The sequence below is a fragment of the Streptomyces sp. NBC_00986 genome (assembly GCF_045162565.1).
Classification (GTDB): Bacteria; Actinomycetota; Actinomycetes; order Streptomycetales; family Streptomycetaceae; genus Streptomyces.
The window spans coordinates 3,677,130-3,692,009 of record NZ_CP108733.1; the positions used below are offsets into that span (position 1 = coordinate 3,677,130).

Genomic DNA, 14,880 nt, shown 5'->3' on the forward strand with positions numbered 1-14,880 from the left:
CCCGGTCGCCTCAGCCGCCGATGGCCCGCACGCCTGCCGTCACCAGCACGGCCGCCGCGACGACGAGCAGGAACGGTGCCCGCAGCACCAGCGCCACGGCGGCCGCCGCGAGCCCCGCGGCCCGGGCGTCGAGCACGAGCGCGTGCCCGTCGGCGAAGGTCTGCTGGGCCGTGAGCGCGGCGAGCAGGGCGACCGGCAACAGGCCGGCGAGCCGCCGCACCAACGGCCGTTCAAGGGCGCCCGCGGGCACCAGGAGTCCGGCGAGCTTGACGACGTAGCAGCCGAGGGCGGTCGCCACGATCGCGATCCAGACGGTCAACGGTCTTCCTCCTGTGCGTCGTGACTGCCTTCTTCTGGTGCGCCGTTACGCACCCCGCCCTGCCGACGCCCTTCTACGTAGAGGGCGATCGGCGCCGCGAGAGCCGCCGCCAGGACCGGCACGCCGGCCGGCAGCACGGGCAGCAGGCCCAGTCCCAGAAGGACCGCGAGTGCGGCGACGGCACGCTCGGTGGTGGTCGTGAGCATGGGCGCGAGCAGCGCGAGGAAGACGGCGGGCCCGGCCGCGTCGAGACCCCAGGCGTCCGTGTCCCCGATGGCCTTGGCGCCCAGCGCGCCGAGCAGCGTGGTGAGGTTCCACAGCAGGTACAGGGTGAGCCCCGTGACGGTGAAGCCGATCCGCGCGGCACGCCGTGTGGGCTGCGCGAGGGTGACGGCCGTCGTCTCGTCGATGACCCACTGGGCGGCGAACGGCCGCACCGCGCGCGGGAGTGCCAGCAACTGCGAGAGCCGCAGCCCGTAGAAGGTGTTGCGTACGCCCAGGAAGAAGGCTCCGGCTGCCGCGGTGAGCGGATTGCCGCCGGCCGCGAGCGCTCCCACGAGCGCGAACTGGGAGGCACCGGTGAACACCAGGAGACTGAGGGCGCAGGTCTGCAGCAGGGTGAGCCCGCCACCGGCCGAGGTCACCCCGAAGGCGAACCCGGACAGCCCTACGGCGACCCCGACCCCGAGGGCGTCCCGTACGACGGCGGAGTCCGGCTTTTTCCCTGCGCTGGAGTCCGGTTCCCCTCCCGCTCCGGCGCGTATGTCTTCTGAAGCGATCTGTTCTGCCACGTGTCGGACGGTACGAGCAGCCGGTGTCCCGCGTCTTGTACGTTCTTGCGCTCCCGCTGGTATGCGCCCGGGGGCACACCCACGATCCGGGCGAAGTGCCGGTTGAGGTGCGGCTGGTCCGTGAAACCGACGGCGACGGCGGCCTCCGCGGGCGCCGTGCCCCCGTCCAGGAGCCGACGTGCCTCCCGCACCCGGGCGTCGGTCAGCCAGGCGTGGGGCGGCATCCCGTAGGCACCCCGGAACGCGCGCAGCAGCGCGAAGGGACTGGTCCCCAGATCTCCGGCGAGCCGCTCCAGGGTGGGCGGTTGCGCCATCCGCTCCTCCAGCACGGCACGCGCGCGTGCGGCGACCCGACCGCCGGCCGTGGGCACGGCGCGCTGCGGCAGCGGTCCGCCGTTCAGCCGGAGCAGCCTGGTGACGGCGACCCGCAGCAGGGTGTCGGCGGCGAGCGCGTTGCCCTCGTCGGCCGCGCGCAGGATCTGATGGACGAGCCCGACCGTGTAAGGGTCGTCGAGCACGGGCCTGATGAAACCGGGAGTGCCGCGGATCGAGGTGGTCTCGGCGGCTATCGCGGCCACCACTTCGGGCGACGGGTAGACCGCCCCGTACCGCCAGCCCTCGGGCACGCCCGCCCGGCCGGTGTGCGGGGTGTCCGGATTGACCAGCGCGAGCGCCCCCGCCCCGGCGGACACGTCACCCCCACCGTGGTGGAACACCTCGACGCCGTCCGAGATGGCGGCGATGACGAAGCTCTCGTGCGTGTGCCGCACGAACGTCTTCTGGATGTACCGGGCCCGCAGCAGGTCGACGCCGGGCAGCTCCGTGTACTTCCAGTGCCTCGCCAGCTCGCCCGAACCTGCCATACGGCCATTCTCCGCCACGGCGACGGGAGGAAGCGGTCCTGCCCACGGCGACCGGAAGCCGCTGAAACGGTCCTGCCCGCGACGGGCGGCAGGAGACCGAAACGGTTCCGCGAGCAGCCGCCGCAGAATCCCCGCAGGTCAGACGCATTGTCAGTGGTCGGGTGCAGGATGGACGCATGGTCAGCTCCGCACATCGAGCCCTCGACGGCTTCTCCTCCGCGACCCGCGGCTGGTTCACGGGGGCCTTCTCCGCGCCCACCGCGGCCCAGGCGGGCGCGTGGAAGGCCATCGGCGAGGGCTCGGACGTGCTGGTGGTCGCCCCGACCGGTTCCGGCAAGACCCTGGCCGCCTTCCTCGCCGCCCTGGACCAGCTTGCCGCGACACCCCCACCCGCCGACCCGAAGAAGCGCTGCCGCGTCCTGTACGTGTCTCCGCTGAAGGCCCTCGCGGTCGACGTGGAGCGCAACCTCCGCTCCCCGCTCACCGGCATCCGCCAGGAATCCGTCCGCCTGGGCCTGCCCGAGCCCGAGGTCAAGGTCGGCATCCGCTCCGGCGACACCCCGCCCGCCGAGCGCCGCGCCCTGTCCACCCGCCCGCCGGACATCCTGATCACCACCCCGGAGTCCCTGTTCCTGATGCTCACGTCGGCCACGCGCGACGCGCTGACGGGCATCGAGACGGTGATCCTGGACGAGGTGCACGCGGTCGCGGGCACCAAGCGGGGCGCGCATCTCGCGCTGTCCCTGGAGCGGCTGGACGAGCTGCTGCCGAAGCCGGCCCGCCGTATCGGCCTCTCGGCGACCGTGCGTCCGGTCGACGAGGTCGCCCGCTATCTCTCACCGCGCGGCAAGGTGGAGATCGTCCAGCCGAAGTCCGGCAAGGAGTTCGACCTCTCCGTGGTCGTCCCGGTCGAGGACCTGGGGGAGTTGGGCGGCTCTCCGGTTGCCGACGGCAAAGAGGGCGCGGAGAAGCCCTCGATCTGGCCGCATGTCGAGGAGCGCATCACCGACCTCGTCCAGTCGCATCGTTCAACGATCGTGTTCGCCAACTCCCGTCGTCTCGCCGAGCGGTTGTGCAACCGGCTCAACGAGATCGCCTACGAGCGCGCGACCGGCGAGCCCCTGGACGAACACCACGCACCGGCCGAGCTGATGGGCGGTTCCGGCGCCGCCCAGGGCGCACCCCCCGTCATTGCCCGCGCCCACCACGGCTCGGTCTCCAAGGAGCAGCGCGCCCAGGTCGAGGAGGACCTCAAGGCGGGCCGGCTCCCCGCTGTGGTGGCCACGTCCAGTCTGGAGCTGGGCATCGACATGGGTGCCGTCGATCTCGTCATCCAGGTGGAGTCCCCGCCCTCCGTGGCCTCCGGCCTCCAGCGCGTCGGCCGCGCGGGACACCAGGTCGGCGCGGTCTCGACCGGTGTGGTCTTCCCGAAGTACCGGGGCGACCTCGTCCAGGCCGCCGTGGTCACCGAGCGGATGCGCACCGGCTCCATCGAGTCCCTGAGGGTCCCCGCCAACCCCCTGGACGTCCTGGCCCAGCAGCTCGTCGCGATGACGGCGCTGGACACCTGGCAGGTCGACGACCTGCTCGCCACGGTCCGCCGGGCCGCCCCCTTCGCCTCGCTCCCGGAGTCGGCGTTCACGGCCGTGCTCGACATGCTCGCGGGCCGCTATCCCTCCGACGCGTTCGCGGAGCTGCGCCCGCGCGTGGTGTGGGACCGCATCGCGGGCACGATCACCGGCCGCCCCGGCGCGCAGCGCCTCGCCGTCACCTCCGGGGGCACGATCCCCGACCGCGGTCTCTTCGGGGTCTTCCTGGCCGGCGCCGACCCCAAGAAGGGCGGCGGCCGGGTCGGCGAGCTGGACGAGGAGATGGTCTACGAGTCCCGGGTGGGCGACGTCTTCACGCTCGGCACCTCCTCCTGGCGGATCGAGGACATCACCCGCGACCGCGTCCTGGTCTCCCCCGCGCCGGGCGTCCCCGGCCGGCTCCCCTTCTGGAAGGGCGACCAGCTGGGCCGCCCGCTCGAGCTGGGCCGCGCGGTGGGCGCGTTCCTGCGCGAGGTCGGCTCGCAGCCCAAGGAGGACGCCCGCCTGCGCCTCCTCGCCGCGGGCCTCGACGCCTGGGCCGCGGAGAACGTGCTGTCGTACCTGGCCGAACAGCGCGAGGCCTGCGGCCACATCCCGGACGACCGCACGATCGTCGTGGAGCGCTTCCGGGACGAACTCGGCGACTGGCGCGTGGTCATCCACTCCCCCTTCGGCGCTCAGGTCCACGCCCCCTGGGCCCTCGCCCTCGGCGCCCGCCTCTCCGAGCGCTACGGCATGGACGCCCAGGTGATGCACGCCGACGACGGCATCGTCCTGCGGCTGCCCGACGCCGACCTGATGGGCCTGGACCTGCTCGACCAGGAACCCATGAAGGCCGGCACGGAGTACGACGCCGACCAGGCCCCCGTAGGCGCGGCGGACGTCGCCTTCGACAAGGGCGAGGTCAATCAGATCGTCACCGACCAGGTCGGCGGCTCGGCCCTGTTCGCGGCCCGCTTCCGCGAGTGCGCCGCCCGCGCCCTGCTGCTGCCGCGCCGCAACCCCGGCAAGCGCACCCCGCTGTGGCAGCAGCGCCAGCGGGCGGCCCAACTGCTCCAGGTGGCAAGCGAGTTCGGCTCGTTCCCGATCGTCCTGGAGGCCGTCCGCGAGTGCCTCCAGGACGTCTTCGACGTCCCGGGCCTCACCGAGCTGATGGGCGACCTGGAGTCCCGCAAGGTGCGCCTCGTCGAGGTCACCACCCCCGAGCCGTCCCCCTTCGCCCGCTCCCTCCTCTTCGGGTACGTCGCCCAGTTCCTCTACGAGGGAGACTCACCGCTCGCCGAGCGCCGCGCCGCCGCCCTGTCCCTGGACTCCCACCTGCTGGCCGAGCTGCTCGGCCAGGCGGAGCTGCGCGAACTCCTCGACGCCGAGGTGCTGACGGAGCTGGAGCGCGAACTCCAGTGGCTCACCGAGGACCGCCGCATCAAGGACGTCGAGGGCGTCGCCGACCTGCTGCGGATGCTCGGCCCGCTCACCGACGCCGAGTTGGCCGAGCGGGGTGCCGCGCCGCAGTGGGCCCAGGAGCTGGCCTCGGCCCGCCGCGCGATCCGGGTCCGTATCGCCGGTGCCGACCACTGGGCGGCGATCGAGGACGCGGGCCGCCTGCGCGACGCACTCGGTACGGCGCTGCCGGTCGGCGTCCCGGAGGCGTTCACCGAACCGGTCAAGGATCCGCTCGGCGACCTCCTGGCACGGCATGCCCGCACCCACGGCCCGTTCACGTCGGCCACAGCGGCGGCCCGTTTCGGCCTCGGCGTGGCGGTCACCGACGGCGCGTTGCAGCGACTGGCGGCCAACGGCCGTGTCGTACAAGGGGAGTTCCACCCGGCCGGCATCGGCCAGGAGTGGTGCGACGCGACGGTGCTGCGCCGCCTGCGCCGTCGCTCCCTGGCCGCGCTGCGGCACGAGTTGGAGCCGGTGCCGCCCGCCGCGCTCGCGCAGTTCCTCCCCCAGTGGCAGCACATCGGCAAGGGCCACGGGCTGCGCGGCATCGACGGACTGGTGCGCGCCGTCGAGCAGTTGCAGGGCGCCTCCGTGCCCGCGTCCGCCCTGGAGAAGCTCGTCCTGCCGTCCCGCGTGGCGAACTACGCACCCGCCATGCTCGACGAACTCACCTCCGCCGGCGAGCTGGTGTGGGCCGGCGCGGGCTCCCTCCCCGGCAAGGACGGCTGGGTCTCCCTGTACTTGGCGGACGCGGCCCCCCTGCTCCTCCCGCCACCGCACCCACTCGAACTCACAGCGCTGCACCAGTCGGTCCTGGACACCCTCTCCGGCGGCTACGGCCTCTTCTTCCGCCAGATCACCGACCAGATCCGCGCGACCACCCACCCCGACGTCACCGACCCCCAACTGGCCGACGCCGTATGGGACCTGGCCTGGTCCGGGCGGCTCACGAACGACACGCTCGCCCCGATGCGCTCCCTGCTGGGCTCCGGCCGTACGGCGGGTTCCACGGCCCACCGTGCCAAGCGCACGGTCCCGCGCGGGCGCTACGGCTCGCTCACCGCCGCCGCACGCCCCGCCTCCCGCACCGGTCCGCCGACCGTCGCGGGCCGCTGGTCCCTGCTCCCCGCCCACGAACCCGACCCCACCGTGCGCGCCCACGCCCTGGCCCGCACTCTGCTCGACCGGCACGGCGTGGTGACCCGGGGAGCGGTCGCCGCGGAGGGCGTCGAGGGCGGCTTCTCGGCGACGTACCGCGTCCTGTCCGCCTTCGAGGACAGCGGTCAGGCACGGCGCGGCTATGTCGTGGAAGGCCTCGGCGCCGCCCAGTTCGCGATGGACGGCGCGGTGGACCGCCTCCGCGCGGTCGCCAACGCCCGCGACCGGGGCGACGACCTGCCCACTCCGAACCCCACGGACAACGACCCCTACGGCTTCGGCGCCCTCACCGGCTCCACCGCGCCGACGGCCGCCTCCGGCAACGGTTCCGCCGACCCGTTCGGAACCCCGAGCGCCACCTACGACTCGCCGGACAACCGCGGCCGACAGGATCCCTACGCCTCACCGAACACCGGTAACCGCCAAGCCCCGTACGCCTCCCCCACCGACCACGGCCGCTACGACACCTCCCACTCCCCCGGAGCATCCGACGCCGCCTCCGGAGTCCACGACTTCGCCGACGCCTTCGGCCCGTTCACCGACTTCGACGACCTCGACAGCCTGGGCTCACCGGACGACCGCCCCACGAACCCGGGCGCGACCTCCCGGCACCACCGCACTCCTGCCTCCCACCCCCCGGCCCCGGGCGACTACATCTCCCCCCGCGACTTCCCCGCTCCGCCACCTCAGGGCAACACCAGTTCCCCCTACGCCAACCACCACGCCCGCCGCCCCTCCCTCGCCACCCGAGCCGTGGTCCTGGCCGCCGCCGACCCCGCGAACGCGTACGGCGCCGCTCTCCCCTGGCCCGAGCCGCCGACCGGCGCCGGGCACAAGCCGGGGCGTAAAGCGGGCTCTCTCGTAGTGCTGGTCGAGGGTGAACTGACCCTCTACATGGAGCGCGGCGGCAAGACCCTGCTCGCCTGGCCCTCGGCACCGGACACCACGGCCGCCGAAGACCCACGCCTCCAGGCGTCCGCCGAGGCCCTCGCGGCGGCGGCCCGAGCCGGTTCCCTCGGCACGGTCACGGTGGAGCGGGTCAACGGCGTCTCGGCTCTGACCTCCCCCCTCGGCACCCTCCTGGAAGGAGCAGGCTTCATCGCGACACCGCGCGGCCTGCGCCTCCGCGCATGAACCGGATCAACGGCGTCCCGGGGTTCGGCCACGACTCACCCAAGCCGCCCCTCACCCGAGCCACCTCCCAACCCGAACCGCCCCTGCCCCCGCGCCCCCGCTCACCCCAAGCTGACCCTCACCTCGTGCCGCCCCTGCCTCATCCCGGCGCTCACTTCGCGCAGCCCCTCGCCCCAGGCCACCTCCACCCCAACCTGCCCTCACCCCGAGTCCCCTCTCCCCCACGCCGCCTCACTCCCCGTGCTCCCCTCCCCTCGAGCCCCTTCTCATCCCGCGCCGCTCCTCTTCCCACCCTGCGCAGCCCCTCGCCCCAACCCACCCCCACGCCCACCCCATGTCACCCTTGACCCATGCCTGAAGGCGACACCGTCTGGCAGACCGCAAAGCGCCTCCACACGGCCCTCGCGGGAAAGGTGCTGACCCGCAGCGACCTCCGCGTGCCCAAGTACGCCACGGCAGACCTCACCGGCCGCACCGTCCTGGACGTCACGCCCCGGGGCAAACACCTGCTGACCCGTATCGAGGGCGGCCTGACCCTCCACTCGCACCTGCGGATGGACGGCACCTGGAGGGTGTACGCCAACGGTCAGCGCTGGAGCGGCGGCGGCCCGGCCCACCAGATCCGCGTGATCCTCGGCACCGTCGACCGCACGGCCGTCGGCTACCGCCTCCCCGTACTCGAACTCCTCCGCACGACCGACGAGCACCGCACCGTGGGCCACCTCGGCCCCGACCTCCTGGGCCCCGACTGGAACCCCGAACTGGCCCTCGCCAACCTCCTCGCGGACCCCGCCCGCCCCCTCGGCGAGACCCTGCTCGACCAGCGCAACCTGGCCGGCATCGGCAATATCTACAAAAGCGAACTCTGCTTCCTCCTGGGCGCCACCCCGTGGCTCCCCATCGGCGCACTCCCCGCCGACCGCGCCGCGAAGCTGCCCGCCATCGCCAAGCGCCTCCTGGAAGCCAACCGCGACCGCCCCGTCCGCAACACCACAAGCACCCTCACGAACAACACCCCGAACCCAAACCGCACCCCAACCCACCGCGCTCCAGACGCCCGCACCTCAGCCCCCGGCACTCCAGCCCACCCCGCCCCACGCACCCGCACCCCACTCCCCGGCACTACACCCCACCACCCCACAGGTCCCCACACCCCTGACCTCTTCGTCTACGGCCGAGCCCCCCGCCCCTGCCTCCGCTGCAACACCCCCATCCGCACGGCGAACCAGGGCGACGGCTCCCGCGAACGCCCCACCTACTGGTGCCCGACCTGCCAGATAGGACCGGCCCCGGGCGCCACCCCACCCCGCGGAACTCAGCACCGTACGACTAATTGACGACCCGTCAGAAACCCTCGTACGGTCGGTTCATGCCCGTCAAGGCGTACGACCTCACCGGACGCACCGCTTTCGTCACCGGCGCCGCCAGCGGTATCGGCCGCGCCTCCGCCGTACTGCTCGCCGAGGCGGGCGCCACCGTGCACTGCGCCGACCGCGACGCGCAGGGCCTGCACGAGACGGCGACCCTGATCAAGGACAAGGGCGGCATCGCCCGCACCCACCACCTCGACGTCACCGACCGCGCCCAACTGAAGGAGGCCGTGGACTCCTGCGAGGAGCTGCACGTCATGGCCGCGGTCGCCGGGATCATGCACAGCAGCACCGTGCTGGAGACCCGGGACGAGGATCTCGACCGGGTGCTGAACGTCAACTTCAAGGGCGTCCTGTACGCCTGCCAGGAGGCGGCCCGGCTGATGCTCGACCGTGGCACCAGGGGCAGCATCGTCACCATGGCGTCGGGCGCGATCGACACGGGAGGAGCCGGACTGCTCTGCTACAGCGTGACCAAGGCGGCCGTCGTCCAGCTGACGAAGACGCTGGCGACGGAGTTGGGCCGGCACGGCATCCGCGTCAACGCGGTCGCGCCGGGCTGGGTCCGCACACCCATGACCGACCACCACGAGGCCGAGGTACAGGCCCGCACCGAGGCGTTGATGGTCCGGCTGTCACCACTGGGCCGGGTAGGTGAGCCGGAGGACATCGCCCACGCCGTGCTGCATCTGGCGTCGGACGCGTCGTCGTTCACGACGGGCCAGATCCTCCGCCCGAACGGCGGCGTGGCGATGCCTTGGTAACAGGCACCGACTCGGCGCCCGGCTCCGGTCCGGGGGCCGACGACGGCCAAGCGCCCGACGATGGTCCGTCACCCGGCAAGGGCCCGTCCGCCGACCACACCCCGGCGTCCGTCACGTCCAAGTCCGACGTGACCCCAGCATCTGTCATCCCAGCGCCCGTCCCGCCCGGGCCCGGCCACGCCCCAGCACTCGTCACCCCGGGGTCCGGCGATACCTCAACGTCCGTCATCCCGGTACCCGTCCCGCCCGGACCCGGCATCACCCCAACGTCCGCCCCGCCCGGGTCCCGCCACACCCCAGCGCTCATCACCCCAGGGTCGAGCGACACCCCAACATCCATCACCCCAGGGTCCGGCCACACCCCAGTGCTCGTAAAGCCAACATCCGGCGACACCCCGCCAACCGGCACGACAGACCCCCGCCAAGCCGCCCGCCACCGCCCCGTAGCCACAGCCCCCACCGCCCGGGCCTTCGGCATGCAGTGCACCGGAAGCAGACTCAGCCCCCACCCCCCGGCCGCTACGGCCCCCTCCAGCGCCCCGGCGTGCGGGGTCAGCGCGAGCCGCAGCACCGCCCACCACCACACGGCGCAGAGCCCGAGCGCGAGCCCCCAGCGTGCTATTCGCCCCGCCATGGCCCCACCTCCAGCCCGACGCTAGAACGTCACGGTCACCCGCGAGAAGGGCGCATCAACGGCACACGGACGCACCACTCGCCTCAACCATGACCGCACCGGGCCACCCCGGCAAACGGACCGCGCCGGCCGTACGGGCCACGTGTGAGCCCCCTGCAAACGCGAAAAGCCCCGACCGCACCCCTCCAGATCTCCCTGGAGAAGCCCCGGCCGGGGCCCGCACACTTCACTGAGGCTGGTCAGTGCCTCATCGGTCTACACCAGCGTGAGCGTCACGCGGCGACCACGTCCACCGCCTCGGCGGGGGCCTTGATGGTCACCCGTTCCGGTGGCACACCGGTCACCGACACGGAACCCAGCATCGGACGTACCGACGTGGGCACAGAACCGGTGGCCGCAGCAGACTGGGCCAGCTCGGCGAGAGCGAGCTCGTCGCTCACTTCCCGCATGAGTTCGGACATCCGTACGTCCAACGCGTCGCAGATGGCGGACAGCAGTTCAGAGGAAGCCTCTTTCTGCCCCCGCTCCACCTCGGAGAGATAGCCGAGTGAGACTCGGGCGGACGAGGAGACTTCGCGCAGAGTACGGCCCTGGCGCTGGCGCTGCCGACGCAGCACATCGCCCAACAGGCGACGGAGCAGAATCATCGGTGGCTCCCTCCTCGGACCGCGTAGCCGCATCCTTCTCGCCCCACCGTACCGCCTTGCGCCGCGGCCGTGCGGGGAGCGATGTCGTGTTCACTCAGGGCTGCAAACATCAAAACCCCCCGTTCTGTTCCGTATCCTGTGTCCGCTCATTCCCGGTCTGTTCGCTCACGAGCCGCTCCAGAAGCAGCGCGAGTACGCTCCGTACACTCTCCATACGAATTTCCGCCCGGCCGCCGTTCAACCGCAGCGCGGCCACTTTCCCGCCACCGGCGGCATCCGAATCAGGTCGAAAGGGGCCGTCCACGGCCACGAAGACGGTGCCCACGGGCTGTCCGTCCTGCGGCTCCGGGCCCGCCACGCCGGTGGTCGCGATGCCCCAGTCGGCACCCAGCGCCTTCCGCACGCCGACCGCCATCTGGGCCGCGACCTGCGCGTCCACAGCTCCGCGCTCGGCCAGCAGAGCGGCGTCGACACCGAGCAGCTGGTGCTTCAGCTCGGTGGCGTAGGCGGTGACCGAACCGCGGAAGGCCTTGGAGGCTCCGGGCACCGATGTGATCTCCGCCGCAACCAGACCACCGGTGAGCGACTCGGCGACAGCGAGCGTCGCCCCGCTCACCGTCAGTAGTCGCACCACTTCAGTGGCCGTGGAACTCACGCTTCCGTCTCCTCCGACGCCGCCATCCGCTCGGCGATTCCCTGCCTGCGCAGCACAATGGCCTGTCTCACATAGTCCAGCCCGGTCAGCACGGTCAGAATCACGGCCGCGGCCATCACCCAGAACCGCAGCGTGGCCAGCCACCCCGTCAGCGCCAGCACATACATCCCTACGGCCACGCCCTGGACGAGCGTCTTCAGCTTGCCGCCGCGCGACGCGGGAATGACGCCGTACCGGATGACAACAAAACGCAGCAGCGTGATCCCGAGTTCCCGGCCGAGGATGACGACGGTCACCCACCACGGCAGATCGCCGAGCGAGGACAGACAGATCAGCGCCGCGCCCATGATCGCCTTGTCGGCGATGGGGTCGGCGATCTTCCCGAAGTCGGTGACGAGGTCGTACGTCCGCGCCAGATGGCCGTCGAACAGATCGGTGATCATGGCGATGGCGAACGCCGCCCACGCGAACGAACGCATCGCCGGGTCGTACCCGCCGTCGGCCAGCATCAGCGCGACGAAGCCGGGGACGAGCAGCAGCCGGAGCATGGTCAGGAAGTTGGCGATGTTCCAGACGCTTGCCTGGTTGACGGCCGCGGCGACGACCTTCGCACCGCGCGCCGGCCTCGGACCACCGGGCACACCGGTCTCGACGACACCCGACGAGGCACCGCCGGCCGGGGCTCCACCGGAAGGGACACCGCCGGAGACGTTGCCCGACATCGCGCCGGAAGAGGCGCCACCGGAACCCGCGCTCACGGGCGTGCCGCTCGCGCTGGAGGTGTCGCCCGCCGCCGATGCCGGGACTCCGGTCATCTGCCCGCCTCCTCACTACACGCGAGCGAGCCCAGGAGCGGCTCGGCCACCAGGTCGACACCTTCCGTACCGACCACCTTCGCCTCGACCATACGGCCGACGCTCAGGCCTTCGCCGCTCGTGAGAAGCACCTGGCCGTCCGTCTCCGGTGCCTGGTGCTCACCACGGCCGTAGGCGCCGTCCTCGGAGTCCACCGCCTCGACCAGCACGTGCACGGTCTCTCCGACGCGCTCCTCGGCGCGCTGCGAGACGAGTTCCTCGGCGAGCCGGGAGATGTGCGCGAGCCGCGCGTCCACGACGTCCTGGTCGAGCTTCTTGTCGTACGTCGCCGCCTCCGTGCCCTCCTCGTCGGAGTAGCCGAAGACACCGATGGCGTCCAGGCGCGCGCCGTTCAGGAAGCGCTCCAGCTCGGCCAGGTCGGACTCGGTCTCGCCGGGGAAGCCGACGATGAAGTTCGAGCGGACGCCGGCCTGCGGGGCCTTGGAACGGATGGTGTCGAGCAGTTCGAGGAAGCGGTCCGTGTCGCCGAAGCGGCGCATGGAGCGCAGCACGTCGGGCGCGGAGTGCTGGAAGGACAGGTCGAAGTAGGGCGCGATCTTCGGCGTCGACGTGAGCACGTCGATGAGTCCGGGGCGCATCTCGGCGGGCTGGAGGTAGCTGACCCGCACCCGCTCCAGGCCGTCGATGTCCGCGAGCTCGGGCAGCAGCGTCTCCAGGAGGCGGATGTCGCCCAGGTCCTTGCCGTAGGACGTGTTGTTCTCGGAGACCAGCATGATCTCCTTGACGCCCTGCTCGGCCAGCCAGCGCGTCTCGTTCAGGACGTCGCTCGGGCGGCGGGAGATGAAGGAGCCGCGGAAGGACGGGATGGCGCAGAAGGAGCAGCGGCGGTCGCAGCCGGAGGCGAGCTTCACCGAGGCGACCGGGGAACCGTCCAGACGGCGGCGCAGGGGCGCGCGGGGGCCCGAGGCGGGCGCGAGGCCGTCCGGGAGGTCGACCGGGCCGTGGCCGGGCAGCGCGACGTCGGCGGCGGACTCCTGCCGCTCGGCGGGGCTGATCGGCAGCAGCTTGCGGCGGTCGCGCGGGGTGTGCGAGGCGTGGATGCCGCCGTTCAGGATGGTCTGCAGGCGGTCGGAGATGTCGGCGTAGTCGTCGAAGCCGAGCACTCCGTCGGCCTCGGGCAGCGCCTCGGCGAGATCCTTGCCGTACCGCTCGGCCATGCAGCCCACCGCGACGACGGCCTGCGTTCTGCCGTGACCCTTGAGGTCATTGGCTTCGAGGAGGGCGTCGACGGAGTCCTTCTTGGCGGCCTCGACGAAGCCACAGGTGTTGACGACGGCGACGTCCGCGTCCTCGGCGTCCTCCACGAGTTGCCAGCCGTCCGCCTCCAAGCGGCCTGCGAGCTCCTCCGAGTCCACCTCGTTACGGGCGCAGCCAAGAGTGACGAGTGCGACGGTACGGCGTTCAGGCATGGGCTCAAGACTACTTCGTCCCACTGACACCCCACGTCGAAGGGGCTGGCCGATCTTGGCCAACCCCTTGAACAAGCATCCCGTCGGACCGGTGAACCGGCCTGGAGGTCCTAACCGACCTCGGGGTCGCCCTTCGTGTACGTGAGGCGCTCCACCGCTCCGGGCTGGAAGTCGTCCTCGATCTTCTTGCCGTTGACGTAGAGCTGGATCACACCGGCGTCGCCGAGGATCAGGTTGACCTTCGAGCTGTCCTGGAAGGTCTTCGACTCGCCCTTCTTGAGGAGTCCGTCGAAGAGCATCCGGCCGTTGTGGTCCTTGGCGGAGATCCAGCTGCGGCCGTCGACCGCGCTCACCTGGACCGTCACCTTGTCCTGCGGCGCGGCGGCGATGGCACTGTCGGAGGGGTCGGACTTGGGCGTGGCGGTGGTGTTCGAGGGCTTGGGCGCGGCGGGCTTGCTGGCGCTGGGCGTGGCCCCCTGGGTGACCTGTGACGCGGCGTCACTGTCGCTGTCGCCGCCCTTGAACGCCGTGAACCCGACGAAGCCGACGACCGCGACGATCGCGGCGACCATGGCCGCGGTCCAGTTGGGGCCCCGCCGCTCGGGACGGATACGTTCCGCCTCGAAGAGGGGCGCCGCCGGTGTCGGGGCCGGGCGTCCGCCGTGGTCGTCGTCGTAGCGCGCGAGGAGGGGGGCGGGATCGATGTGGACGGCCCTGGCGAGGGTCCTGATGTGCCCGCGGGCGTAGACGTCACCGCCGCAGGGCGTGAAGTCGTCGGCCTCGATGGCGTGCACGATGGCGATACGGACCCGGGTGGCACTGCTGACGTCGTCGACGGTCAGCCCGGCGGCGATACGTGCCTGCTGCAGGGTTCGGCCGACGGAAGGGCGGGCTTCTTCCTCATGACCGTCTGAGGAACGACCGTCTTCGAACGGACGCTCGTCTTCAGGGGAGTTGCCGATGGACACGGGGGCGCCTTTCGAGCGTGTAGCCGCCTGTGCTGGAAATTCAGTCTAGGGGGGGTACTGAAGGGTGGGGCAACCGGGCGGTGGGACTTTGTACGCCATCGGTATGGCCGGAGCGCCCGACGGCGAGCCAGACACGGACCCCATGGTGGGAGCCCGATCTGTCTTCTCGCTCAACTTGACGTACGGCAAAGGGAAACGGTTGCCCGAGGATCTCTAACGGGTGGATCACGGTCGCATCCTTTCGGCGGACCTTTCGGCGGA

11 protein-coding genes are annotated in these 14,880 nt (G+C 71.8%); 3 read left to right on the forward strand and 8 right to left on the reverse strand.

Translation table 11 applies throughout. The features are described 5' to 3' along the window. Positions 1-10: 10 nt before the first annotated feature. The 3 genes from OG504_RS15755 to OG504_RS15765 are packed head-to-tail and all read right to left on the reverse strand — an operon-like array spanning position 11 to position 1,973. On the reverse strand, positions 11-319 hold the full coding sequence (locus OG504_RS15755) for an AzlD domain-containing protein (protein WP_405990409.1): 309 nt from the start codon (positions 317-319) through the stop codon (positions 11-13). Further along, complete coding sequence (locus OG504_RS15760) at positions 316-1,083, reverse strand: AzlC family ABC transporter permease (RefSeq protein WP_405996345.1); 768 nt, start codon at positions 1,081-1,083, stop codon at positions 316-318. Before OG504_RS15760 ends, OG504_RS15755 begins: the two co-directional genes overlap by 4 nt. Beyond that, entirely contained in the window at positions 987-1,973 is a 987-nt protein-coding gene (locus OG504_RS15765; RefSeq protein WP_405990410.1) for an AraC family transcriptional regulator, read from the reverse strand. Before OG504_RS15765 ends, OG504_RS15760 begins: the two co-directional genes overlap by 97 nt. A 176-nt stretch (positions 1,974-2,149) precedes the next feature. Here OG504_RS15765 and OG504_RS15770 point away from each other — a divergent pair, with 176 nt between their 5' ends. The 3 genes from OG504_RS15770 to OG504_RS15780 all read left to right on the forward strand — a co-directional run bounded on the left by OG504_RS15770 (position 2,150) and on the right by OG504_RS15780 (position 9,431). Then, complete coding sequence (locus OG504_RS15770) at positions 2,150-7,297, forward strand: ATP-dependent helicase (protein WP_405990411.1); 5,148 nt, start codon at positions 2,150-2,152, stop codon at positions 7,295-7,297. A gap of 350 nt (positions 7,298-7,647) precedes the next feature. Then, the gene (locus OG504_RS15775; protein ID WP_405990412.1) at positions 7,648-8,634 is read left to right on the forward strand and encodes a DNA-formamidopyrimidine glycosylase family protein; all 987 of its coding nucleotides are present in this window, start codon (positions 7,648-7,650) and stop codon (positions 8,632-8,634) included. A 32-nt stretch (positions 8,635-8,666) separates the two neighbouring features. Then, complete coding sequence (locus OG504_RS15780; RefSeq protein ID WP_405990413.1) at positions 8,667-9,431, forward strand: SDR family NAD(P)-dependent oxidoreductase; 765 nt, start codon at positions 8,667-8,669, stop codon at positions 9,429-9,431. Between the two features lie 906 nt (positions 9,432-10,337). Here the strand turns inward: OG504_RS15780 and OG504_RS15785 are convergent. From OG504_RS15785 to OG504_RS15805, 5 genes are all read right to left on the reverse strand, one after another. Continuing rightward, positions 10,338-10,712 carry a helix-turn-helix domain-containing protein gene (locus OG504_RS15785; protein WP_019060943.1) on the reverse strand — a complete coding sequence of 125 codons (375 nt, stop codon included), beginning with the start codon at positions 10,710-10,712 and terminating at the stop codon, positions 10,338-10,340. A gap of 109 nt (positions 10,713-10,821) precedes the next feature. Beyond that, a complete protein-coding gene (locus tag OG504_RS15790) occupies positions 10,822-11,367 on the reverse strand; it encodes a CinA family protein (protein WP_405990414.1) in 546 nt (181 codons plus the stop codon). After that, the gene (gene pgsA, locus OG504_RS15795) at positions 11,364-12,182 is read right to left on the reverse strand and encodes a CDP-diacylglycerol--glycerol-3-phosphate 3-phosphatidyltransferase (protein WP_405990415.1); all 819 of its coding nucleotides are present in this window, start codon (positions 12,180-12,182) and stop codon (positions 11,364-11,366) included. Before pgsA ends, OG504_RS15790 begins: the two co-directional genes overlap by 4 nt. Beyond that, positions 12,179-13,651 carry a 30S ribosomal protein S12 methylthiotransferase RimO gene (gene rimO, locus OG504_RS15800; protein ID WP_405990416.1) on the reverse strand — a complete coding sequence of 491 codons (1,473 nt, stop codon included), beginning with the start codon at positions 13,649-13,651 and terminating at the stop codon, positions 12,179-12,181. Before rimO ends, pgsA begins: the two co-directional genes overlap by 4 nt. 110 nt (positions 13,652-13,761) lie before the next feature. Beyond that, positions 13,762-14,619, reverse strand: a complete 858-nt coding sequence (locus OG504_RS15805; protein ID WP_318019198.1) for a RodZ domain-containing protein — start codon at positions 14,617-14,619, stop codon at positions 13,762-13,764. Positions 14,620-14,880: the final 261 nt, after the last annotated feature.